Origin of the sequence: Streptomyces sp. NPDC007905, assembly GCF_042959345.1 — a bacterium.
Lineage (GTDB): Bacteria > Actinomycetota > Actinomycetes > Streptomycetales > Streptomycetaceae > Streptomyces.
The window spans coordinates 16043-37911 of the sequence record NZ_JBIBKS010000012.1; the positions used below are offsets into that span (position 1 = coordinate 16043).

At 72.2% G+C, this 21869-nt stretch carries 19 protein-coding genes and 1 riboswitch; of the genes, 5 read left to right on the forward strand and 14 right to left on the reverse strand.

Annotated features, from left to right (window positions below):
* Positions 1–55: 55 nt before the first annotated feature.
* From ACFZDC_RS21770 to ACFZDC_RS21785, 4 genes are all read right to left on the reverse strand, one after another.
* A complete protein-coding gene (locus tag ACFZDC_RS21770) occupies positions 56–541 on the reverse strand; it encodes a DUF5304 family protein (protein ID WP_391326130.1) in 486 nt (161 codons plus the stop codon).
* A gap of 57 nt (positions 542–598) precedes the next feature.
* Positions 599–1816 carry an ArsA-related P-loop ATPase gene (locus tag ACFZDC_RS21775; protein WP_391326132.1) on the reverse strand — a complete coding sequence of 406 codons (1218 nt, stop codon included), beginning with the start codon at positions 1814–1816 and terminating at the stop codon, positions 599–601.
* A 620-nt stretch (positions 1817–2436) separates the two neighbouring features.
* Positions 2437–2877: an SRPBCC family protein gene (locus ACFZDC_RS21780; RefSeq protein ID WP_391326134.1), complete on the reverse strand. Its 441-nt coding sequence runs from the start codon at positions 2875–2877 to the stop codon at positions 2437–2439.
* A 127-nt stretch (positions 2878–3004) separates the two neighbouring features.
* Positions 3005–3802: a metallophosphoesterase gene (locus ACFZDC_RS21785; protein WP_391326136.1), complete on the reverse strand. Its 798-nt coding sequence runs from the start codon at positions 3800–3802 to the stop codon at positions 3005–3007.
* A 296-nt stretch (positions 3803–4098) separates the two neighbouring features.
* On the opposite strand from ACFZDC_RS21785, the gene ACFZDC_RS21790 reads away from it, so the two are divergent.
* Positions 4099–5898, forward strand: a complete 1800-nt coding sequence (locus ACFZDC_RS21790) for an AMP-binding protein (RefSeq protein WP_391326138.1) — start codon at positions 4099–4101, stop codon at positions 5896–5898.
* 16 nt (positions 5899–5914) lie between these two features.
* Here the strand turns inward: ACFZDC_RS21790 and ACFZDC_RS21795 are convergent, their stop codons facing one another.
* Together ACFZDC_RS21795 and ACFZDC_RS21800 are read right to left on the reverse strand one after the other, a co-directional pair.
* Positions 5915–7552 (reverse strand): GMC oxidoreductase, encoded by a 1638-nt coding sequence (locus ACFZDC_RS21795; protein WP_391326140.1) that lies wholly within the window; start codon positions 7550–7552, stop codon positions 5915–5917.
* A gap of 150 nt (positions 7553–7702) precedes the next feature.
* On the reverse strand, positions 7703–8845 hold the full coding sequence (locus ACFZDC_RS21800) for a glycosyltransferase (RefSeq protein ID WP_391326142.1): 1143 nt from the start codon (positions 8843–8845) through the stop codon (positions 7703–7705).
* Positions 8846–8981: 136 nt separating this feature from the next.
* Between ACFZDC_RS21800 and ACFZDC_RS21805 the strand changes: the two genes are divergently transcribed.
* Complete coding sequence (locus ACFZDC_RS21805; RefSeq protein ID WP_391326144.1) at positions 8982–10208, forward strand: glycosyltransferase 87 family protein; 1227 nt, start codon at positions 8982–8984, stop codon at positions 10206–10208.
* On the opposite strand, the gene ACFZDC_RS21810 is transcribed toward ACFZDC_RS21805, so the two are convergent.
* Positions 10172–11491 (reverse strand): MATE family efflux transporter, encoded by a 1320-nt coding sequence (locus ACFZDC_RS21810; protein WP_391326146.1) that lies wholly within the window; start codon positions 11489–11491, stop codon positions 10172–10174. The genes ACFZDC_RS21805 and ACFZDC_RS21810 overlap by 37 nt on opposite strands.
* 108 nt (positions 11492–11599) lie before the next feature.
* Between ACFZDC_RS21810 and ACFZDC_RS21815 the strand changes: the two genes are divergently transcribed.
* On the forward strand, positions 11600–12130 hold the full coding sequence (locus ACFZDC_RS21815; RefSeq protein WP_391326148.1) for a helix-turn-helix transcriptional regulator: 531 nt from the start codon (positions 11600–11602) through the stop codon (positions 12128–12130).
* 127 nt (positions 12131–12257) lie between these two features.
* On the opposite strand, the gene ACFZDC_RS21820 is transcribed toward ACFZDC_RS21815, so the two are convergent.
* From ACFZDC_RS21820 to ACFZDC_RS21840, 5 genes are all read right to left on the reverse strand, one after another.
* Positions 12258–13460, reverse strand: a complete 1203-nt coding sequence (locus ACFZDC_RS21820; RefSeq protein ID WP_391326151.1) for a hypothetical protein — start codon at positions 13458–13460, stop codon at positions 12258–12260.
* Between the two features lie 29 nt (positions 13461–13489).
* A complete protein-coding gene (locus tag ACFZDC_RS21825; protein ID WP_391326153.1) occupies positions 13490–14512 on the reverse strand; it encodes an NlpC/P60 family protein in 1023 nt (340 codons plus the stop codon).
* A gap of 233 nt (positions 14513–14745) precedes the next feature.
* Positions 14746–15780, reverse strand: a complete 1035-nt coding sequence (locus ACFZDC_RS21830) for an NlpC/P60 family protein (RefSeq protein WP_391326155.1) — start codon at positions 15778–15780, stop codon at positions 14746–14748.
* Positions 15781–15991: 211 nt separating this feature from the next.
* Entirely contained in the window at positions 15992–17335 is a 1344-nt protein-coding gene (locus ACFZDC_RS21835) for an NYN domain-containing protein (RefSeq protein ID WP_391326157.1), read from the reverse strand.
* A 37-nt stretch (positions 17336–17372) separates the two neighbouring features.
* Entirely contained in the window at positions 17373–17612 is a 240-nt protein-coding gene (locus ACFZDC_RS21840) for a hypothetical protein (RefSeq protein WP_014672226.1), read from the reverse strand.
* A gap of 152 nt (positions 17613–17764) precedes the next feature.
* On the opposite strand from ACFZDC_RS21840, the gene ACFZDC_RS21845 reads away from it, so the two are divergent.
* Complete coding sequence (locus ACFZDC_RS21845) at positions 17765–18562, forward strand: rhomboid family intramembrane serine protease (protein ID WP_391326160.1); 798 nt, start codon at positions 17765–17767, stop codon at positions 18560–18562.
* A complete protein-coding gene (locus ACFZDC_RS21850; protein WP_353605249.1) occupies positions 18559–18840 on the forward strand; it encodes an Lrp/AsnC ligand binding domain-containing protein in 282 nt (93 codons plus the stop codon). The genes ACFZDC_RS21845 and ACFZDC_RS21850 overlap by 4 nt, the downstream gene beginning before the upstream one ends.
* 55 nt (positions 18841–18895) lie before the next feature.
* Here the strand turns inward: ACFZDC_RS21850 and ACFZDC_RS21855 are convergent, their stop codons facing one another.
* Together ACFZDC_RS21855 and trpD are read right to left on the reverse strand one after the other, a co-directional pair.
* Positions 18896–20269: an aminotransferase class V-fold PLP-dependent enzyme gene (locus tag ACFZDC_RS21855; RefSeq protein WP_391326162.1), complete on the reverse strand. Its 1374-nt coding sequence runs from the start codon at positions 20267–20269 to the stop codon at positions 18896–18898.
* Between the two features lie 189 nt (positions 20270–20458).
* A riboswitch (SAM riboswitch) is annotated at positions 20459–20575 on the reverse strand.
* A 159-nt stretch (positions 20576–20734) separates the two neighbouring features.
* Complete coding sequence (gene trpD / locus ACFZDC_RS21860; protein ID WP_391326164.1) at positions 20735–21799, reverse strand: anthranilate phosphoribosyltransferase; 1065 nt, start codon at positions 21797–21799, stop codon at positions 20735–20737.
* Positions 21800–21869 lie beyond the last annotated feature (70 nt).

The following is a 21869-nucleotide window of genomic DNA, read 5'->3' on the forward strand; positions in this document are numbered from 1 at the left end:
TCCGGTCGAGCCCCGCTACGGCCAACCGTACCCGAGGCCCTGCCGTGGGAGGGCTTCAGTCCAGGTCGATGCGCTCCCCTGAACCGGTGCCCTCGCCCCGGTCGGGACGGTCGGGCCAGTCGTCCTTCAGGTCGGCCGCGCCGGTGGTCCAACGGCGCTCCTGGGCCTGGACGGCGGAGCGGTAGGCGGCCAGCAGCTCGGTGCCGGCCGCGGCGAGGTGGTCGAAGACCTCCGGGTTGCGCTCGATGACGGGCTCGACGGCGGCCTTGGCCTGCTGGACGACCTGGCGCACCACCTGCTGGGCGGCGGGCCCGGCGACGGCGCCGAGGAGCGGGGACTGGAGGCCGGACAGCTTGTCGGCCACCGAGTCGACGAACCTGCGCAGTTCCTCGGCGGCGGAACCCTGGGGCGGGCCGTGCTCGGCGCGGCGGCGGGCCTTCTCGGCGTCGAGGTCCTCGGCGCAGGCCGCGGCCCAGGCGTCGGCGTCGGTCGCCCTCTGCTCCTCCTCGGAGGGTTCGGGTGCGGGGCGCTCTTCGCTCATGGCGGACTCCTGACTACGGTTCGCCCTTACGACGTTACCCGAATGGGCGTACGCCGTTCATCGTCCGGCGGGCCACAGGTCGGGATCGGGCGTGAACCGGATGCGCAGCTCGCCCTCGCGCAGCCCGGCGCCGGCGACGGTGCAGCGGCGCAGGGCCGAGGGCAGCGGAACGATCCGCCGGAAGGGGCCCGCGCTGATCAGGAGTTCGTCGCCGCGCCGGATCAGATCCAGGTCCTCCCGTATCGCGCCGGGCAGCGGAATGTGCCAGACCAGCACCCTGTCCTCGGCGGTGGGGGTCCCCCCGCTCGAGCGGAGGCGAGAGTCGGGGAAGTCGGCGACGACGGGCCACTCGACCGGGGCGGGCACGGGGTTGACGCCGGGGACGGCGAGGGCGACGAGGTCGTCGGGGCCGTGGGGATCGCGGCCGAGGTGCGGGACTGGGTGGACGTCGTACGAACGCTGTGTGTCCTGCCAGTCGGCGAGGGTCTTGCGCTGCTGTGCGAGGAGGCCCGCGAGCCAGGTGTCGGGGGCGGTGTCGGGCAGGACGCGGTTGGCGATCAGGGCCTCGGTGCGCAGACCGCGCAGGGCGAGGCCGAGGGTGGCGGTGCGCAGGGCGTCGGCGCCGGCGGGACCTGGTTCGGCGACCAGGCGCACGGCGGTGTGGCGGTCGGCGAGCACCGCCTCCACGGCGGCCAGTTCCACGTCCCAGCGGGCCGCCGTCTCGTACAGCCACTCGGCGGGCATGGGCACACCGGCCAGCCGGCCGAGGACCGGGCGCAGGGCGCGGGCCGCCTGCCGCTCGGGCGGGAGCAGGCGCCGCAGGTAACGGCGCAGCTCCTCGGGGAGGGCGAGCAGCGGGAGGGCCTGCGGGAGGGGCGGGAGGTCCACCACGAGGAGGTCGTAGCGCTCGGAGAGGGCGGCGTCCCTCAGGGCGCGCAGGAAGGACAGCTCCTCGGCACCGGGCAGCGGGGTGACTTCCTCGGCGTCCAGGCGGGAGGCGCCGAGCAGGTCCAGGACGCCTGCGGCGCGGGCCTGGAAGGCGGTGAGGTCCTGCCGGAAGCGGTCGACGGCGTCGGGCCTCCACACGGTCAGGAGCGGGGCGGCTTCCGTGGGGGTCGGTCCTGTCCCGGTGCCCAGGGTCACGCCCAGGGTGTCGGTGTGATCGGCGCTGAGCAGGAGCGTGCGGGTGCCTTCGCCCGCGGCGCGCTGTGCTGTGGCGGCAGCGATGGTCGTACGACCGCTGCCGCCCGGGCCCGTGATCAGGATGGTGCGCATGAGGGTGAACGGTAACGGAGCGCAGGGAGCGGCGGCGTTTGTGTGTCCCCTGCGTGGCAGCTGGGCGGGGGTGGGTCGCGCAGCCGGGGCGCCGGCGGGTTGCCGTCCGCGCCCACCCGTGCCACCCCGGCGGCACGCCTGCCCGCCGCCGGCCGACAGGGCCGAGGCACGTACCCGACCGCAGCGGTGCGACCACCGGCCGCCGGGAGCGAAACGCCCGCCCAGGGCCGGCCGACAGGGCCACGGCACCTACCCGACCGCAAGCGGTGCGACCACCGCCTGCCGGGAGCGAAACGCCCGCCCACGGCCGACTGACCGCCGACCTCGGTGTGGCCCTGGTCGACGAGGCGCCCGGCTGTCCTACCCGGTGCTGCGCGCGGTACGCCAACTGCTCGCGTTCTCCGACCAGCAGGTCCAAGGCGCCTACACAACCGCAGCCTGGGAGCACCGGCGAGCGGGAGCGACCCGCCCGCCCCCAACTGGACGGCAGGGCCACGGCGCGTACCTACCGCAGCCCTGCGACCACCGGCCGCCAGGAGCGAAACGCCCGCCCACGGCCGGCCGGTCGGGTTGCCGCGGCTGTCCGGCCTCTCGGGCTGCCGAAGGGGTGGGTGGGAGGACTACTGGTCCGACTCCACCCGCTTCTTCAGGCCCGCCAGGGCGCGGTCGATGATGACCTTCTCCGCCTTGCGCTTGATCATGCCGAGCATGGGGATCTTGACGTCGACGGTGAGCTGGTAGGTGACCTCGGTGGCGCCCTCACCGGCCGGTTTCAGGAGGTAGGAGCCGTCGAGGGAACGCAGCATCTGGGACTTCACCAGGGTCCAGGAGACCTCGCGCTCCCCGGTCCAGGTGTACGCGAGGGTCTGGTCGTCCTTGATCGCGCCGGCGTCCATGACGAGCCTGACCTGCTCGGCGCGGCCCCGCTCGTCGGCCGCGAGGACCTCCGCCTCCTTGACCTCGCCGGTCCAGTCCGGGTAGCGGGCGAAATCGGCGATCACCGCCATGACGTCGGCCGGAGCCGCCTCGATCGTGATGCTCGAACTGGTGTGTTCCGCCATCGCCGTGGCTCCTCCAGATGCGGACCGAAGAGGGTCTTCGTGCGCGGGGTGCGCACGTCTGTGCAGCGTGAAGGCTACCGCGCCACCGACCCGCCGCCTTCACCCCGTCTCCCCCGTCCCCGGGTTCTCACCATTCGAGTGCCCAGGGCCTGCCCGTGCCGGCGAAGTGGCCGACGTTCACGCACTCGGTCGCGCCGATCCGCATCCGGCGGGCCAGCGGCTGGTGGACGTGGCCGAAGAGGGAGTACCGCGGCCTGGTGCGGTGGATCGCGGCCAGCAGCGCACGGCTGCCCCGCTCGAAGCGGCGGGCGACGGTGTCGTACACCAGCTCGGGCACCTCCGGCGGGATGTGGGTGCACAGCACGTCCACCTCGCCGACCGCCTCGATCTTCGCCGCGTACTCCTCGTCGCTGATCTCGTAGGGCGTGCGCATCGGCGTGCGCAGCCCGCCGCCGACGAAGCCGAAGGTCCAGCCGCCGATCTCGACCCGCTCCCCGTCCAGCACCGTGGTGCCGGGTCCGGCGTACTCGCTCCACAGCGGAGGCATGTCGACGTTGCCGTAGGTGGCGTACGTAGGGGTGGGGAACGCGGCGAACAGCTCGGCGTACTGCTTGCGCACCGCGTTCTCGATCGCGGCGGCCCGGTCGGAGCCGATCCCGGCCCACAGCCGGGCGCCGAAGGCGCGCGCCTCCTCGAAGCGACGGGCGGTGCGCAGCTCGACGATGCGGTCGGCGTTCTCCTTGCCGAACAGGTCGGGGAAGATCCCGCGCGAGTGGTCGGCGTAGTCGAGGAAGAGGACGAGGTCGCCGAGACAGATCAGGGCGTCCGCACCTTCGCCGGCCCGGGCCAGGTCACGGGCGTTGCCGTGCACGTCACTGACCACATGGACGCGCGTCCTTCGGTTACCGGAGCGTGTGGGTGCCATGGCGATCAAGCGTAGGCGTGCGGGATGTGCGGGAACAATGACGGCCGGGCCTGCGGTTACTCGCCGGTCGGTCAAGCCGTGGACTACTGTGCGCGAAGGAACGCCATCCCGTGTGACGCAGCGAACATCTCGCCGGAACCCCCTGTCGTAGAAGCCATACCGGCGGGTAACGTCCGGGCAGTCCAGTCGTGCTCTGGATTTCAACATGTGAATTCCCGAGCACTTGCCCGAGCCTTGGACCGCACCGTCGCATCACACAGTGTCGTGGCGCCGGCGCCCTATGAGGAGCAGCAGTCTTGCGCGAGTTCAGCCTTCCGGCTTTGTACGAGGTCCCTGCGGACGGCAATCTGACCGACATCGTCCGCAGAAACGCCGCGCAGCATCCCGACGTCGCCGTCATCGCCCGCAAGGTGGACGGTGCCTGGCAGGACGTCACGGCCGGAGAGTTCCTGGCCGAGGTGCACACCGCCGCCAAGGGCCTCATCGCCGCCGGCGTGCAGCCGGGCGACCGGGTCGGCCTGATGTCCAGGACGCGCTACGAGTGGACCCTCCTCGACTTCGCGATCTGGAGCGCGGGCGCGGTCACGGTGCCGGTGTACGAGACCAGCTCGCCGGAGCAGGTGCAGTGGATCCTGTCCGACTCCGGCGCGACCGCCTGCGTCGTGGAGCTGGACACCCACGCGGCCGCCGTCGACTCGGTGCGCGACGCGCTGCCCGCCCTGAAGCACGTCTGGCAGATCGAGGCCGGGGGCGTGGAGGAACTGGGGCGGCTCGGTCAGGACGTCGCGGCCGCGACCGTGGAGGAGCGCAGCTCGCTCGCCAGGGCCGACGACCCGGCGACCATCGTCTACACGAGCGGCACGACCGGCCGCCCCAAGGGTTGCGTGCTCACCCACCGCAGTTTCTTCGCCGAGTGCGGCAACATCGTGGAGCGGCTGCGGCCGCTGTTCCGCACCGGTGAGTGCTCGGTCCTGCTCTTCCTCCCGCTCGCGCACGTCTTCGGGCGCCTCGTGCAGATCGCGCCGATGATGGCGCCGATCAAACTGGGCTGCGTTCCGGACATCAAGCACCTCACCGACGAGCTGGCCGCGTTCCGGCCGACGCTGGTCCTCGGCGTCCCGCGCGTCTTCGAGAAGGTCTACAACTCGGCGCGCGCGAAGGCCCAGGCGGACGGCAAGGGCGCGATCTTCGACAAGGCCGCGGACACCGCGATCGCCTACAGCAAGGCGCTGGACGCCCCGTCGGGCCCGCCCCTGGGCCTGAAGATCAAGCACAAGGTCTTCGACACGCTGGTCTACAGCAAGCTGCGGGCGGTCCTCGGCGGCCGGGGCGAGTACGCGATCTCCGGCGGCGCCCCGCTCGGCGAGCGGCTCGGGCACTTCTTCCGGGGCATCGGCTTCACCGTGCTCGAGGGCTACGGCCTGACCGAGTCCTGCGCGGCGACCGCGTTCAACCCCTGGGACCGGCAGAAGATCGGCACGGTCGGCCAGCCGCTGCCGGGTTCGGTGATCCGGATAGCGGACGACGGCGAGGTGCTGCTGCACGGCGAGCACCTGTTCAAGGAGTACTGGAACAACCCGGGCGCGACGGCCGAGACGCTGGCCGACGGCTGGTTCCACACCGGTGACATCGGCACCCTCGACGAGGACGGCTATCTGAGGATCACCGGCCGCAAGAAGGAGATCATCGTCACCGCGGGCGGCAAGAACGTGGCCCCGGCCGTGATCGAGGACCGGATCCGGGCGCACGCGCTGGTCGCGGAGTGCATGGTGGTGGGCGACGGGCGGCCGTTCGTGGGCGCGCTGGTCACCATCGACGAGGAGTTCCTGGGCCGTTGGGCCGACGAGCACGGCAAGCCGGCGGGCTCCACCGCGGCGTCGCTGCGCGAGGACCCGGAGCTGCGCGCGGCGATCCAGGCGGCGGTCGACGACGGCAACGCCGCGGTGTCGAAGGCGGAATCGGTGCGGAAGTTCCGCATTCTGTCCTCCCAGTTCACGGAGGAGTCGGGCCACCTCACTCCGTCGCTGAAGCTCAAGCGGAACGTGGTGGCGAAGGACTACGCGGACGAGATCGAGGCGATCTACGCGAAGCAGTAGGCCTGCTGAAAGCGCGTCATGGCGCGGTGTCCTCGGCGAGGACCCGCGCCATCGTGCGTTCGGCGAGCGCGGTGATGGTGACGAAGGGGTTCACACCGATCGAGCCGGGCACGAGCGAGCCGTCGGTGATGTAGAGCCGGGAGTAGCCCTTCACCCGGCCGTAGTCGTCGGTCGCCTTGCCCAGGACGCAGCCGCCCAGCGGATGGTAGGTGAAGTCGTCGGCGAAGACCTTGCCGGCCGACCCGAAGAGGTCGTACCGGTAGATCGTGGCGTTGGCCAGGTTGATCCGGTCGAACAGCTTCTTGGCCATGCCGACCGACACCGCGCTCTGGGCGGCGGTCCAGCCGAGTTTCACCGCGCCGGACGAGGAGTCGTACGAGAACGACGCCCGCTCCGGGTTCTTGGTGATCGCCAGGTACAGGCTGATCCAGTGCTCGAACCCCATGGGCAGTGGCGCTATTTCGGCGAAGACCGGGTTGTCGGGGTTGGCCCAGTCGTCGACGCCCATGACGGGCATGGTCGCCTGGTCGGCGCCGACGGTGTCCCAGACGTGGTTGGCGCGGGCGAGCATGGTGTTGCCGTTGGTGCCCCAGCCCGCGCCCACGGCGGAGTTCAGGTCCGGCAGGGTGCCGGTGTCCCGGGCGCGGACGAGGAGTTCGGTGGTGCCGAGGCTGCCGCCGCCGAGGAAGAGGTACGTGCAGCTGTACTGCTTGGTCTCCACGACCGCGCCGGTGATGTCGATGCGGTCGGCGGTCAGCAGGTACGACCCGTCGCTCGCCCTGCTGACCGCCTTCACCCTCTCCAGGGTGTGAATGGCGACGTTGCCGGTGCCGAGGGCCGCGGCCAGGTACGTCTTGTCCAGGCTGCGCTTGCCGTGGTTGTTGCCGTAGATGACCTCTCCGGCGAGCGCCGACCTGGTGGCCGTACCGGCGGCTTCCCGCTGCATGTAGCCGAAGTCGTAGACGTTGGGCACGAAGGTGGTCTTCAGCCCGGCGTTGGCCGCGGCCTTCCGGGAGGTGCGGGTGAACCGGTACCAGTCCGTGGACTCGAACCAGACCGGGTCGACGGTGTTGACGCCGAGCATGGAGCGGGCGCGCGGGAAGTAGGTGCCGTACATCTCGTCGGGGTCGACGGTCGGGAACTGCTCGGTGAAGTAGGACTTCAGGGGCGTGACCGCCATGCCGCCGTTGACGAGGGAGCCGCCGCCGACACCCCGGCCGACGTACACGGACATGTGGTCGTGGTGCACCCGGTCCAGGACTCCCGGGTAGGCGCTGATGTCCTTGTTGACGAGATCCAGCCACAGGAAGGTGGCCAGCGGGGCCTCCGTACGGGTGCGGAACCACATGGAGCGCTGGTCGGGGGCGCTGGTGGAGCAGAACACCTTGCCGTCACCGGCTGCCGTGTTCCAGAGCCGGCCCATCTCCAGGACGAGGGTGCGGATGCCGGCCTGGCCGAGGCGGAGGGCGGCGACGGCACCGCCGTAGCCCGAACCGACCACGATGGCCGGGGCGGATTCGGCTGCCGCGGGCTCAGCCGCATGAGCCGACTGGAGGCCGACGCGGGTGATGCCGAGGGTGGCCGCTGTCTGCAGAGCGGCCATACCGAGGATGTGACGTCTAGTCAGCTGATGCTGCGTCAGTTTTGCTGTCATGCGCGCAGCATGTGCGGATTTTGCGGTTCCGCCTAGGGGCTGCGCCGAGGAACGGGGGCGCCATCCGGGGAAAGGAGTGCGCTTCGCGGGCGGTTGCGGGTCGTTCGTGGCTGGTCGCGCCGTTCCCCGCGCCCTCTTCGGGGCGCCTGCCTAGAGCAAGTCTTCAAGTTTCCCGGCGAGCAGGTCCCAGCGCCACTTCTCCTCGACCCACTGCCGTCCCCGCTCCCCCATCCTGCGGCGCAGCCCGGCGTCACCGAGGAGGGCGACGATCCGCTCGGCGGCCTCCGCCGGCTCACCGCCGCGGACGACCCAGCCGGTCTCCCCGTCGAGCACGGCGTCCGGCGCGCCGCCCGAGTCGCCGGCGACGACCGGCAGACCGGTGGCGGAGGCCTCCAGGTAGACGATCCCGAGGCCCTCGACGTCCAGGCCGCCGCGCCGGGTGCGGCAGGGCATGGCGAAGACGTCACCGGCGCCGAAGTGCGCGGGCAGGTCGGACCAGGGCACGGCGCCGGTGAAACGCACCGAGGCCGCCACTCCCGTCTCCCGGGCGAGCCTGCGCAGGTCCTGCTCATAGGGCCCGCCGCCGACGATGAGCAGCACGGCGTCCGGCTCGGCGGCGAGGATCCCGGGCATGGCCCGGATGAGCGTGTCCTGTCCCTTCCTCGGCACGAGCCGGGAGACGCACACGACCACCGGCCGCTCGGTGAGTCCGAGCCGCGCGCGGACCTCGTCTCCGCCCGAGCCGGGGTGGAAGGTCTTCTCGTCGACGCCGGGCGGCAGCTGCACCATCCGCCGGGCCGCGTCCGGGGTGAGCGCGGCCGCTATCCGGGAGCGGGTGTACTCGCCGAGATAGGTGATCGTGTCCGTGGACTCCCCGATCCGGCCCAGCAGCTGCCGGGCGGCGGGCAGCTGGGCCCAGCCGGCCTCGTGGCCGTGGGTGGTGGCCACCAGCCGCTCGGCGCCGGCCTTCCTGAGCGCGGGCGCCATCAGACCGAGCGGCGCGGCCGCCCCGAACCACACCGATGTGCAGCCGTGCTCCCTCAGCAGCCCGACCGCCCGCCGGGTGGCCCCGGGCGTGGGCAGCAGCATGGTCGTACGGTCGCGTACGACGGTGAAGGGCTGCTCGGCGTCGAAGGCGGCCGTGGCCTCGGCGCCCTCCCGGCCGCGCTTCCAGGTGGAGGCGTAGACGACGAGCCGCTCCGGATCCAGCCGGAGGGCCATGTTGTGCAGGAAGGCCTGGATGCCGCCCGGCCGGGGCGGGAAGTCGTTGGTCACGATCAGGGTCTTGTGCATCGCCGCGGACTCTACCCGGCCGAAGCCTTTCGGACGGTGGGTGGACCGAGGCATCCGGCCGCGCTTCATGGCCCTCGCACACGCCGCCGGGGAATCATGGTCCCGGGCCACGGCGGGCGTACGGACAGGGGCACAGGTGAACAGGACGCAGGGGCGGCTCGCGGCGCTGCTGGGGACCTGGTGCGCCACCCGGGTGTTGCTGCTGCTCCTCGTGCTCCGGGTGCTCGCCGTGCCCGGCGTGGACGTCACCACCGACGTGTCGGTGATCTACCAGGGCTGGTACGAGGTGCTGCGCCAGGGGACGTTTCCGCTGGACGACGTGGCCTGGCAGTACCCGCCCGCCGCAGCCCTGGCGATCCTCGCCCCCGCCGCCCTGCCCTTCCTGACCTACCCGCACGCCTTCTTCGTCCTGGTGTGCCTCGCCGACCTGGCCGTCCTCTCCCTGCTGCGGTACGCGGGCCGGCGGCCCGGGCGGTCGCCGCGTGGCACCTGGATCTGGGTGGCGGGCGTGCCGCTGCTCGGCCCGACGGTGTACGCCCGCTACGACCTGTTGGTGACCGCGGTGGCCGTGGCGGCCCTGCTCGCGGGCATCCGGCACCCCCGTGCGATGGGCGCGCTGGCCGCCTTCGGTGCGCTGCTGAAGGTGTGGCCGGCCCTGCTCCTGGTGGGCGCGACCCGGCTGCGGGCGTGGGCGTCGGCCGCGGTGGCCGCGGGCGGCCTCGCGGGTCTGTTCGCGGTGGCCGGGCCCGGGGCGTTCGCCTTCCTCGGCTTCCAGCGGGACCGGGGCACCGAGGTGGAGTCGCTGGGCGGCCTGGTCTTCCATGTGGCCCGGCACTTCGGCTGGCGGGGCGAGGTGCTGCTGAGCTACGGGTCGATCGAGTTCCTCGGCCCCGGGGTCGGGCTGGTCAGCGGCGCCGCGATGGCACTGACCGGGGTTTCCTTCGGCTGGCTGGTGCTGTGGCGGCTGCGGGCGGCCCGGTTCGCCTCGCACACGCTCGCCGACGCGGCCTTCACGGCGGTGCTGCTGTTCACGGTCACCAGCCGGGTGATCAGCCCGCAGTACCTGGTGTGGCTGATCGGCCTGGCCGCGGTGTGCCTGTGTTTCCGGGCGAGCCGTATGGGCGCGCCCGCCGTGCTGCTCCTGGTGGCGGCCCTGCTGACGGTCATGGAGTTCCCGATCGGCTTCGCGCACGTGGTGGTGAGCGACGCGTACGGCGTCACCCTGCTGTTGCTCCGCAACGGGCTGCTGGTCGCCGCCGCACTCATGGCGGCCCGTGAGCTGTGGCGGTCCACGGTCCCGGCGGCCACCGCGGCCCCGCTGCCCCCTCAGGCGACCCGCACGAGGGAAACCTCGCCCTCCTGACGCCGGGCCCGCCGCAACAGCACCGCCACGACGCCGCCCTGCACGGCCATCGCGAGCGCCGACGCCAGGCAGACACCGGGCAGTCCCAGGCCGCCGAGGGCGTGGGCCAGCGGCAGTTGGACGGCGGTGCCGAGCACGGTGACGCGGAGCAGTGCCGGGGCTCCCCCGCTGCCCTCGAAGACTCCGCCGACCGCGACGACGCAGGCCATCAGCAGCAGGTAGGGGCCGACGCAGCGCAGGAACAGCACGCCCTGGTGGGCCACTTCGGGTCCGGCGCCGAAGGCGGCCATGATCCAGGGGGCGGTGGCGGCGAACAGGACGGCGGCCGTCAGGCCCAGCGCCGCGGCCAGGAGCACCGCCTGCCGGCCGATGGCCCGGTGCGCGTCCTGCCCGGCACCCCGGGTGTGCGCGGTGTGGATCGCGGCGGCCTGCCGCACCGAGTAGAAGGCCATGGTGACCACGTACATGACCTTGTACGCGATCGAGTAACCGGCCACCGCGGGCACACCGAGCCGCGCCACGAGCGCCACCAGTACCAGCGCCCCGCCCTGGCGCACGGTGAAGTCGGCGGACATGGGCAGGCCGGTGGTGAGGGTGCGGCGCAGGGCGGCGGGGACCGGTTCGGCGGGAGCGGCCTCGGCCGCCGTCCGCAGCTGGGCGTCCCGCACGAGGGCGCGTACGCCCACCGTCAGGGCCACGCAGCGGCACAGCACGGTCGAGGCGGCGGCGCCCCGGACGCCGTAGAGGTGGATCAGGACCGGGTCGCAGAGCAGGATCAGTCCGTTGGCCAGCAGGGCGAGCCGCATCGGGGTCCGGGTGTTCCCGGTGCCCTTGAGGATGCCGTCGACGAGCTGCTGGGCGAAGAAGACGGCCATGCCCGGCAGGGAGATCGCGAAGTAGGCGGTCGCGAGGCGCGGGGCCGCAGCGCCGTGGCCGCCGAGGACCAGGCGGGCCAGCGGCGCGCGCAGCAGGAATCCGGCCCCCACGACCACCGGCGTGACCAGCCCGCCGAGCGCCCAGCCGCCGCGCACCGCGGCCCACAGGGCGGCGGGATCGCGGGCTCCCCTGGCGTGCGCGACCAGCACGGTCGTGCCGGAGGCGAAGACCAGGGCGACGCCGAGCAGCACGTTCTCGGTGGTGGTCGCGACGGCGACGGCGGCCACGGCCGCGCCGCCCAGCCGGGAGACCCAGACGGTGTTGATGATCCCGGACGCGACCGAGGCGAGGAGTGAGAGGTAGACGGGGTGGGCGAGCGAGACGAGTTGCCTGCGGTGAGCGTTCACGAAGTCCCCCTTATCGAGCTACCTCTAAACGAGGTAGCTCGATAAGAGCTAGCATGGTGTCCGCGCCCGCCGCAAGCCCACTGCAAGCCCACTGCAAGGAGAGTTCGCGTGCTGGAACTGTCGATCCTGGGCTTCCTCGCCGAGGAACCCCTGCACGGCTACGAGCTGAAGGAGCGCATCAAGGCGCTGAGCGGCCACGTCCGCCCGGTCAGCGACGGCGCCCTCTACCCCGCCATCAACCGGCTCGTCGCCGCCGGGCTGCTCGACCAGCACACCGAGGAGGGAGCGAGCGCCGCCCCGCGCCGGGTGCTGTCCCTGACCGAGAAGGGCCGCGCGGATCTGCTGGAGCGGCTGCGCCACCCCAAGCAGGCCGAGATCACCGACCACGTCCGCTTCAACACGGTCCTGGCCTTCCTGCGCCACCTGCCCGACCCCGCCGAACAGGCCGCCGTACTGCGCCGCCGCCTGGACTTCCTTCAGGCCCCGGCGAGCTTCTTCTACCGGGACGGCGAGCCGGTGCGCGCGGAGGAGGCCGGCGACCTGTTCCGGCAGGGCATGCTCCGGGTCGCCCGGGCCACCGGCACGGCCGAGCGGGCCTGGCTGCGCGAGGCCCTCGAGGCGCTCGGCAGGCCGAGCTGAGCGGGTGCGCTCAAGGCCGGCCGCCCGCCGCCGAACCCAGCGAGGCCACTCAAAGCCGGCCACCCACCGCCGAACCCAGCAGGGCCACTCAAAGCCGGCCACCCGCCGCCGAGCTGGGCGGGTCCGCTCAGGTCAGCTGATCGCGCACGTAGGCGCGCCACTCGGCGGTGAACGCCCCGGGCGTGGAGCCGAGCACCTTCTTCAGCGCCTCCTCGACCGCGCCCGCCCGCTGCGCGTGGGCGCCGACCGCCCGGTAGAAGGCACCGAGCCGCGCGTCGCCCCAGTGGCCGGCGATCATCCGGCAGGCCAGCCAGCCGCCCTCGTAGGCCTGGGCGAGGTGGGTGGGCTCGCTGCTGAAGCCGAAGTCCGCGTCGGCGGGAAGGGCCGACGGCACATGGCCGTCCCGGACCGCGCGGGCGAGCTCCGGTGCGGCCTCGGTGGGCGTGCGGCCGGTGCCGAGGTAGCCGATCCAGTCGGCGTAGCCCTCGGAGAGCCACAGCGGGGTGGCGGCGTCGGTGTGCGCGCGGGTGGCCACATGAGTGGCCTCGTGGGTGAGCACGACCTGCTTGCCGACGCTGCCGAGCATGGCGTACGCCTCCGGGTTGACGACCACCCGGTCCGCGGGCGTCCTGCCCGCGCCGCCCGCCTCCCCGGTGGTGACCGCGGCGATGCCCCGGTAGCTGGAGGCGGGCGAGCCGAGCAGGGCCGCCATGCCCTCCAGCGTGCGCGGGACGAGGACGACGATCCGGCGCGTCCAGTCCGTGCCCCACGCCCGGGAGACGACCGGGACCGCACGGTCCGCCAGCCGTGCGTACGCACGCAGGTCGCCGGCGCTCCGACCGGTCCCGAGGACCAGGCTGTGCGCGCCCTGCACGGCGGTCACCGTGCCCTGGTCCCACAACTGCTCCCCGGCCTTGCGCGCGGGCTCGTCGGCGCTGACGTACCACCTGCCGTCGGCGGTGCGGCTGAGGGTGAGGGTGCGGTGGACGCTGACCGGGGCCCTGTCGTAGCCGGCGATGCGGTAGCGCAGTTCGGCCTCGGCGGTGGTGCCCGGGCCGCCCCGGTGCAGGGCGGTCACCCGGTAGGTCCAGGAGGCCAGCGGCAGCGCGCGCAGGCGGACGTACTCGGTCCGGGTGCCCGTCGTGCCGTACGCCGTCTCGTCGTGCCCGAGCAGGGCCGCCGACCGTCGGTCGAGCACCCGCTGCACCTCCGCCGTCGCGGGGTCGGCCGCCGTCCGCCCGCCGCATCCGGAAAGGGGCGGTACGAGCAGCAGACAGAGTCCCGCCGCCGCGGTGCGCCACGTCCGCCGCACCCCTGCGCCATCAGCCATTTCCCGATCGTACGGCGCCGGGCGGGACGTCAGGGACGGGTCACCGAGGAGACGGGCATCATCCCGACCGGGTCGTAGCGCACCGGCGCTCCCGGGTAGGGCGCGTGGATCACCTGGCCGTTGCCGACGTACATCGCCACATGGCTGGCGTCGGAGCGGTAGACGACCAGGTCTCCGGGGCGCGCCTGCGAGAGCGGGATCTGCCGGCCCGCGTACCGCTGCTCCTGCGAGGTGCGCGGCAGATGGATGCCCGCGTGCGCGTAGGACCACTGCATCAGGCCCGAGCAGTCGAAGCCGGAGGGGCCGGTCGCGCCCCACACGTAGGGCCGGCCGAGGGCGGAGCGGGCCGCGGCCAGGGCGGCCGCGGCGCGGGCGTCGGGAGCGACGGCGCCGGACAGGTCGGGCAGGTCGGGCAGGTCATCGCGGCCGGCGCGGGAGGCCCGGACGTAGGCGGCGCGCTCGGCAGCGGGCAGGGAGTTGAGCAGTTGCCGCGCCTTGGCGAGCTTCTTCTCCACGGTCCGCTTGTGCGCGGCGACCGCCTTGCGGCTCTGTTCCAGGGCGGCGAGCTTGCCCGCGGTCTCGGCGCGCTCCTGGGCGAGTTCACGCAGGGCGGACCGCAACTCGCGCAGCTGTCCCACCTGCTGGGCGCCGATGTGGTCGAGGGTGGCCGCCTTGTCGAGGTAGTCGTCCGGGTCGTCGGAGAGCAGCAGGGCGACGGCCGGGTCGATGCCGCCGGAACGGTACTGGGCGCCGGCCAGCGCACCCAGCCGTTCGCGCATGGAGTTGATGCGCCGCTGCTGCCGGGCGATGTGGTCCTGGGTGTCCCTGACCTCCCGGCGCAGCACACCGGCCCGCTCGTCCGCCTTGTCGTAGGCCTGGGTCGCCTTCTCGGCCTCCTCGTAGAGGCGGTCCACCTCGGCACGGGTGCCCCCGTGCGGGGCTGCGTCGGCCGGTACGGCGCCCAGTGCGGCGGCGGCGGCCGACAATACGGACAGGGCGGCGCCGGCGCCCCGGTTGAACCCGGACGGTACAAGGCGGCGATGGGACCCCACGGCAGTCCTTCTGCTGGCGGACAGAGACCGTTTCCCCGGCGCCGGAGACGGGGCCCCCGCGCCGGGGAAACGCGGCAGACAGTAGCCGTGCGGACGGGTCCCGGCCAAAGACCACGGCGTCAACGCACACTGACGCCCCGCCGGTGACGCAGGTCACCGGCGGGGCGTGGAGTCAGCTTCGGTTCACGGGATTCGCCCGTTCGGGCGCCCCCGAGCCGGTGTCACGGGGTGGGTCAGATCCGGACGCCGAACTCGAACGTCATGTTGCTCATGGCCTCGTAGCGCACCACGGCTCCGGTGTGCGGGGCGTGCAGCACCTGGCCGTTGCCCGCGTACAGACCGACGTGGTGGTAGTCGCCGTAGAAGATGATCAGGTCGCCGACCTTCAGGTCGGCCTGGTTGTAGATCCTCGTGCCGGCGTTGGCCTGCGCCTCGGAGGTGCGCGGGATCGACACGCCGGCCTGGGCGTAGGCCCAGGAGGTCAGGCCCGAGCAGTCGAACGAGGAGGGGCCGGTGGCGCCGTAGACGTAGGGCGAGCCGATCTTGCTCTGGGCTGCGGAGAAGGCCGCGGCGGCCCGGTCGGAGGCGGGCGGGGCGTCGCCGAGGTCCACGCGCTCGGTGGAGGAGCGGTTGGCGCGCGCCTGCTGGGCGGCGAGTGCCGCCTTCTCCTTGGCGGTCAGGGTGTTGAGCAGCTTCTGCGCCTCGGCGAGCTTGCCCTGGACTTCCTTCTTCTTGTTGCCCAGCTCGGTGCGGGTGGAGGCCAGGTCCTTGAGCTTCTCGGTGGCCTCGGCGCGCTCCTGGGCGAGTTCGCGCTGTTTGTCCTGAATCTTCTTCAGGGCCTCGACCTGCTGGCTGCTCAACTGGTCGAGCGTGGAGGCCTTGTCGAGGTAGTCGTCCGGGTTGGAGGACAGGAAGAGCTGGACCGAGGGGTCTATGCCGCCGGAGCGGTACTGGGCCGTGGCCAGCGAACCCAGGCCGTCGCGGAGCTTGTTGAGCTCCTGCTGACCGCGGGCCACGTTGTCCTGAATGGTGGATATTTCCTTTTGCAGCTTCTGCTGCTTCTCCTTGGCCCCGTTGTACTTCTCGGTGGCCTGCTCCGCCTGCTCGTAGAGCTTGTCGACCTTCGCCTTGACTTCGTCCTTGCCGAGCTTCTCACTCGGCGCGGCATTGGCGGCGTTCGCGCTCAGCGCGACGGCAGCGGCGGCTGCGGTGGTCAGCACGGTGACACGCGTGCGGCTCGGCTGCTTGGGTCGACGATGGGACGCCACTGAGGACGAACTCCTTCTCGTGAGTGATCACCCGTTCGGAGGTTCGAGCCCAGACCCTAGTGACCCAGTTGTGATCAGTTCAAATCCTCGCGCCAAAAAACCCGTCACGCAATGCATTCTTTGCACATAACTCACGTGCGGTGATGCACGATTGACACTACGTTGCGTGACGGTTCGGTCAATTCGGGCATTGCGTATGTGCGTTGCACCTTCAGGACAGTCGCTTCAGAAGTACCGCAGAGGCGACGGGACGGGCACCCGCCCTGGCGACCCCGTCGGCCACCTCCCGGTCGGTCGAGACGACGATGACCGGACGGCCCGGCGGCTCCGCGCGCACCAGTTGGCGGATCAGCTCGTCGGCCGTGACCCCCGGCTTGGAGAACAGCACCCGCACCCCGCGCGGCGGCGCGAGCAGCACCGGCGCGGCCAGTTCGGCGCCGTCGAAGACGCATGTCACCTCGGCCCCGGTCTGCGCGGCGAGCGCGGAGAGCTGACCGAGGAGCCGCAACCGCTGCTTCTCCAGTGGCATCTGCGGATAGCCGGTCTTGGTGACGTTGTAGCCGTCGACCACCAGATGCGCCTGCGGCAGCGCGAGCAACTGGTCGAGGATCGCCGGGTCGTTCTCGGACAGGGCCCGGGCCGCGATGTCCTTCGGGGTCATTCGTCCCGGTTCGACCGCGTCCACGGTCTGGGCCGGGCGCACCGAGACCGGCGGCAGGGCGAGTTCGCGCCGCAACCCCTGGGTGGCTTCCAGCAGGGTGTCCAGCAGCAGCCGTACCCGCATGTCCTCGACGCTGCGTCCCTCGCGGGCCGCCCGGCGGGTGGCCTCCAGCGCGGCCTCGGCCTCGCCCAGGCGCGCCTTGAGCCGCCGGGACTCGCTCTCCGCGGCCGACACCTGCGCATGCGCCTCGGCGCGCACGGCCTCCGTCTCGCCCTGGACCTTGCGCAGCGCGGCCTCCCCGCGCTTGACGTCACTGAGGGCGGCACGGAGCTTGCGGTGCAGCGACTCCGCTTCCTTCTTCGCCGACTCCAGCTCCACGCGCAGCCGTTCGGTCTCGGCCCGGGTCTGCTCCCGGGCGTGGGCCAGCTCCTCGCGCAGCCGCTCCAGCTCGGCCCGGCTCTCCTCGTCGACCCGCTCGGCGTCGGCCCGCTGGGCCTCCTCGCCGGCCGCGGTGACCAGCTTCACCCAGCCCGCCGGGCGCAGTACGTAGGCCGCGGCCGCCACGTCGAGCGGGTCCGCGGCCGGGGGCGGCGAGCCGGAGTCGAGGGCGCCGGAGAGTTCCGGCTGCGCCTCTCTGAACTTCTCCCCGATCCGCTGCCGGAACAGCGGATCGGTCTCCAGCGCGGCCGCCATCGCGTTCCCGGCGAACTTGGCCCGCCGGTTCGGGGCGAACCGGGCGTACTGTCGCAACTGGGCGGGCAGCTCCGCCACGGTCAGGCCGCCGAAGCCGTCCGAGACGATCTGCACGACCCGCCGGCGCACACCGTCGGGCAGCGGACGGTCAAGCACCTCGGCGGTGCCGTCGCCCGGCCCCCCGCCTGCGGTCTCCACCATCCGTCACACCCCAATACCTGTACGGGGACCGCTCCGCTCAGGAGCCGGCGCCCGGCCTGTCCACGAGTTCCACCTGGTCCACCGCGTTGCACCAGCGGCAGCGGACCGACTCGATGGTCTCACTGACCACCTCGCGCTCCTCCACGGTCGGCTCACCCGCGAGGTCGAGGTGAACGTACTCGACCACCTTCGAGGAGCGGGTCACGTCGAAGCGGGTGAGATTGCCGCAGAGCGTGCAGCGCCATCGCGTCGTGGCGGTCGGCAGGGGAACCGTCATCGTGCCTGTTCGCTTCCTTCTCGGGTCGTTCGCGCCGCTCCTCGACGCGTGTGGCTCGTAACCCTACGGCCTGGCGGGTGCTCGCCGCCCGTCCGTCCACGGCGGCGAGGCGGTCTGTCAGCCTGCGTCCCGTTACGTCATGCTCTGTAGTCATGATCAGCACGTGGAGCACGGCGGCCGGCAGGACACTCAGGGCGGTCCGGGGCACTTCCGCGCCGACGACCTACGCCCTCATCGTCCTGTGCTCCCTGATCTTCGTACTGGGACCGGCCTCGGGACTCACGGGGGCGGCATACGGCTCCGGGGACGCCCTGCTCGCCGCGCAGCGCGCGTACTTCCGGCGCTGGGGGGTGGTCCCGGCCGAGCTGTTCGACGGACCGGCCCGGGAGGCGCTCACCCCCGCCACCGCCCTGTTCGTGCACGGCAGCTGGGTGCATCTGCTCGGCAACATGCTCTTCCTCTTCGTCTTCGGGATCATGACCGAGGAACGGATGGGCCGGGTGGAGTTCACCCTGTTCTACGTCGGCTGCGGTTACCTGGCCCTGCTGGGCTACGCGGCCGCCAACGCCACCTCCGAGCAGTCGCTGGTGGGCGCCTCCGGGGCAATCTCGGCGGTCCTCGGAGCGTTCCTCTACCTGTTCCCCCACGCCCGTGTGACCAGTCTCCTCCCCTTTCTCTTCTTCCTGCCGATGCGCTTCCCGGCCTGGGTCGTGCTGCCCTTCTGGGCGGCCCTGCAGTGGCTCGCGGCGGGCCGCTCGGGCGAGGGGCCCGGGGTGGCCTACCTCGCCCACCTCGTCGGCTTCGGCCTCGGCTTCGGCTACGCATGGGTGCGTTACGGAAGGAAGAGGGGCCCGACGGGCGGCCTCGGCAGGGCGGTGGTGGGAGACGGGCGGGCGACTAGAGTGAAGCCCGCAGCCGCTCCGGTACCCGAGGGAGAGAACCAGTCGTGATCACCGCGATCGTCCTGATCAAGACCAGCGTGGACCGGATCCCCGAGATCGCGGAGCAGATCGCCGCGCTGGAGAGCGTCAGCGAGGTCTTCTCGGTCACCGGCACCTACGACCTGATCGCCATGGTGCGGGTACGGCAGCACGAGGACCTCGCCGAGGTCATCCCCGGCCGGATCAGCAAGATCCCCGGCGTCGAGGGCACCGACACACACGTCGCGTTCCGCACCTACTCCCAGCACGACCTGGAGGCGGCCTTCGCGATCGGGCTGGACAACTGACCAGAGCGTCACGTCCACGGCCGCGACACCGGTGCCCGGCGGTGCCGGACGTCCGTCAGACGGCCGGGACGCAGCGGCCGTCCTCGGTGCGGTACTGCCACTTGGTGCCGTCCGTGACCAGCTCCCGCACGGCGTTGACGAACCGCTCGACGTGCTCGTCCGGGGTGCCCGCGCCGAAGCTGACCCGGATGGCGTTCAGGGACTTCTCGCCGGGCGCGGCCTCGGGGGCACCGCACTCGCCCTGGGTCTGCGGGTCGCTGCCCAGCAGGGTGCGCACCAGCGGGTGGGCGCAGAACAGGCCGTCGCGGACGCCGATGCCGTACTCGGCGGAGAGGGCGGCGGCGAAGTGGGAGCTGTTCCAGCCCTCGACGACGAAGGAGAGGACGCCGACGCGCGGGGCGTCGTCACCGAAGAGGGAGAGGATCCTGACCTCGGGGACGTCGGCCAGGCCCGCGCGCACCTTGCCGATCAGGTACTGCTCGCGGGCGACCAGGGTGTCGAAGCCGGCCTCGGTGAGCGCCTTGCACGCGGAGGCGATGGAGTAGGCGCCGATGACGTTCGGGGAGCCGGCCTCGTGACGTGCGGCGGTCTCGTGCCACTCCACGGTCACTCCCCCGTCCTCGCGTCGCGTGACCTTGCGGCTCGCGCCGCCGCCCGCGAGGTACGGCTCGGCCGCGACCAGCCAGTCGGCGCGGCCGGCCAGGACGCCGGAGCCGAACGGGGCGTACAGCTTGTGACCGGAGAAGGCGACCCAGTCGACGTCCAGGTCCGTCACCGACACCGGGTGGTGCGGGGCCAGCTGGGCGGCGTCCAGGACGATCCGGGCGCCGTGCGCGTGGGCCGCGGCGGCCAGCTCGCGCACCGGCCACAGCTCGCCGGTGACGTTGGAGGCACCGGTGACGCAGATCAGGGCCGGGGCGTGGGGGTCGCGGCCGGCCAGCGCCCGTTCCAGGGTCTCGACGGCCTGCCGCGGGGTGCGCGGTGCGTCGAGGTACGTGACTCGGGCGTCCTGCCAGGGCAGCAGGGAGGCGTGGTGCTCGGTCTCGAAGACGAAGACCTGGCAGTCGGCGGGGAGCGCGCGGGCGAGCAGGTTCAGGGAGTCCGTGGTCGACCGGGTGAAGATCACCTGGTCGGCCGCACGGCAGTCGAGGAACTCGGCGACCGTCCGGCGGGCGTTCTCGAACAGGTCGGTGGAGAGCTGGGACAGGTAGCCGGCGCCGCGGTGGACGCTGCCGTAGTACGGCGCGTACGCGGCCACGTCGTCCCAGACGCGCTGCAGGGCGGGGGCGCTGGCCGCGTAGTCGAGCGCCGCGTAGGTGACTTCGCCGCCCGTCACGAGCGGGACGGTGACATCCCGGCCCAGAACGGGCAGCGCCGCCGAAATGTCACGGCAAACGGTCTGGTCGGCGGCAGCGGTGAAGACGGACATGGGTGAACTCCCGTGCAAGCAGGTGGGACTCACCGCACGAGCGGACAGGGCTCAAGCGCGGGTGAGGGAAAAAGAAAAAGGGGTGTGCGGAGGCGGGGCTCTGCGGCCCTATCGCATTCGCTTGCTCACGGAAGGCTCCCTCGAACGACCAGGACCCCTGGCCCCACGCTCATTCAGAAGCGTGCGAGGGGTCCGCGCTTGCCGTAGACCTCACTGCCTACGGCCTGGTCTTCACCCGGGGCACCCCGCCACGGACGGAGGGTTGCCGGACAGCCGGCCGGGGCCGAATGACTGTCGCTCATGACCTGGTCGGAAAACTAGCCGAGCTGATCACCGGGGCGCAACTTCTGTCCGGATGCCGGGACGACGCCCAGCGCCGTGCCGCCGCGACGGCACGCGACCACGACGACGGAACCGGCGGTGCCGAGCCGACCACGACCCGATCGGCTCGGCCCGCCGCAGGCACTACGCGTTGCTCGCGGCCACCCACCGCTCCAGCGCCAGCTTCGCCGCGCCCGAGTCGATCGATTCCTTTGCCATGGTCATACCGGCGCGCAGCTGCTCGGCGAGCGGTGCGTCCGTCGGGTGCAGAGAGACGAGCGCGGCCGCCGAGTTCAGCAGGACCGCGTCCCGGACCGGCCCCTGCTCGCCGTCCAGGAGACGACGGGCGACCTCCGCGTTGTAGGCCGCGTCGGCGCCGCGCAGGGCGTCCACGGGTACGAGGTCGATGCCGACGTCCCGAGGGTCGAAGCTCTCCTGCGTGACCTTGCCGTCCCGGACCACCCAGACCCGGGAGGTGGACGTGGTCGTCAGCTCGTCCAGGCCGTCGTCACCCCGGAAGACCAGGGAGGAGTTGCCGCGCTCGGCGAGGACCCCGGCCACGATCGGCGCCATGCGCGGGTCGGCGACACCGACCGCCTGGGCGCGCACCTTGGCCGGGTTGGTCAGCGGACCGAGCACGTTGAACGTGGTGCGGATGCCCAACTGACCCCGGGCGGCCGCGACATGACGCAGCGACGGGTGGAACTTCACCGCGAAGCAGATGGTGATGCCGGCCTCGTCGGCGACCTCGGCGACCCGCTGCGGGGTGAGGTTCAGATTGATACCGAGCTTCTCCAGGACGTCGGAGGACCCGGAGGCCGAGGACGCGGCGCGGTTGCCGTGCTTGACGACCTTCGCTCCCGTCCCGGCGACGACGATCGACGACATCGTGGAGATGTTCACCGTCCTGGCGCCGTCGCCGCCGGTTCCGACGATGTCGACGGCCGGACCCGGTACCTCGATCACATTGGCGTGCTCGTACATGGTCCGCACGAGTCCGCTGATCTCCTGCACCGTCTCGCCCTTGGCCCGCAGGGCCACCATGAACCCGGCGATCTGCGCGTCGGTCGCCTCGCCGCGCATGATCAGGTCCATCGCCCAGGCCGTGTCGTCGGCGGACAGGTCCCGGCCGTCCAGCAGCCCGTTCAGCAGGGCGGGCCAGGAACGGCCCGCCGCGGTGTCGCCTCCAGCGGGGGTCACAGCGCTCATGAGCCGCTCCTGGGTGTCGTGGAAGAACAGTGTGAGGCCACCCTATCCAGCCCGCGGCACGGCGAAGGGC

Bases quoted from the DNA above. Each gene is read 5' to 3' on its own strand.
- ACFZDC_RS21770 (WP_391326130.1), bottom strand. From the start codon at position 541: ATGAGCGAAGAGCGCCCCGCACCCGAACCCTCCGAGGAGGAGCAGAGG.
- ACFZDC_RS21775 (WP_391326132.1), bottom strand. From the start codon at position 1,816: ATGCGCACCATCCTGATCACGGGCCCGGGCGGCAGCGGTCGTACGACC.
- ACFZDC_RS21780 (WP_391326134.1), bottom strand. From the start codon at position 2,877: ATGGCGGAACACACCAGTTCGAGCATCACGATCGAGGCGGCTCCGGCC.
- ACFZDC_RS21785 (WP_391326136.1), bottom strand. From the start codon at position 3,802: ATGGCACCCACACGCTCCGGTAACCGAAGGACGCGCGTCCATGTGGTC.
- ACFZDC_RS21795 (WP_391326140.1), bottom strand. From the start codon at position 7,552: ATGACAGCAAAACTGACGCAGCATCAGCTGACTAGACGTCACATCCTC.
- ACFZDC_RS21800 (WP_391326142.1), bottom strand. From the start codon at position 8,845: ATGCACAAGACCCTGATCGTGACCAACGACTTCCCGCCCCGGCCGGGC.
- ACFZDC_RS21820 (WP_391326151.1), bottom strand. From the start codon at position 13,460: ATGGCTGATGGCGCAGGGGTGCGGCGGACGTGGCGCACCGCGGCGGCG.
- ACFZDC_RS21835 (WP_391326157.1), bottom strand. From the start codon at position 17,335: ATGGTGGAGACCGCAGGCGGGGGGCCGGGCGACGGCACCGCCGAGGTG.
- ACFZDC_RS21840 (WP_014672226.1), bottom strand. From the start codon at position 17,612: ATGACGGTTCCCCTGCCGACCGCCACGACGCGATGGCGCTGCACGCTC.
- ACFZDC_RS21845 (WP_391326160.1), top strand. From the start codon at position 17,765: ATGATCAGCACGTGGAGCACGGCGGCCGGCAGGACACTCAGGGCGGTC.
- ACFZDC_RS21855 (WP_391326162.1), bottom strand. From the start codon at position 20,269: ATGTCCGTCTTCACCGCTGCCGCCGACCAGACCGTTTGCCGTGACATT.
- trpD (WP_391326164.1), bottom strand. From the start codon at position 21,799: ATGAGCGCTGTGACCCCCGCTGGAGGCGACACCGCGGCGGGCCGTTCC.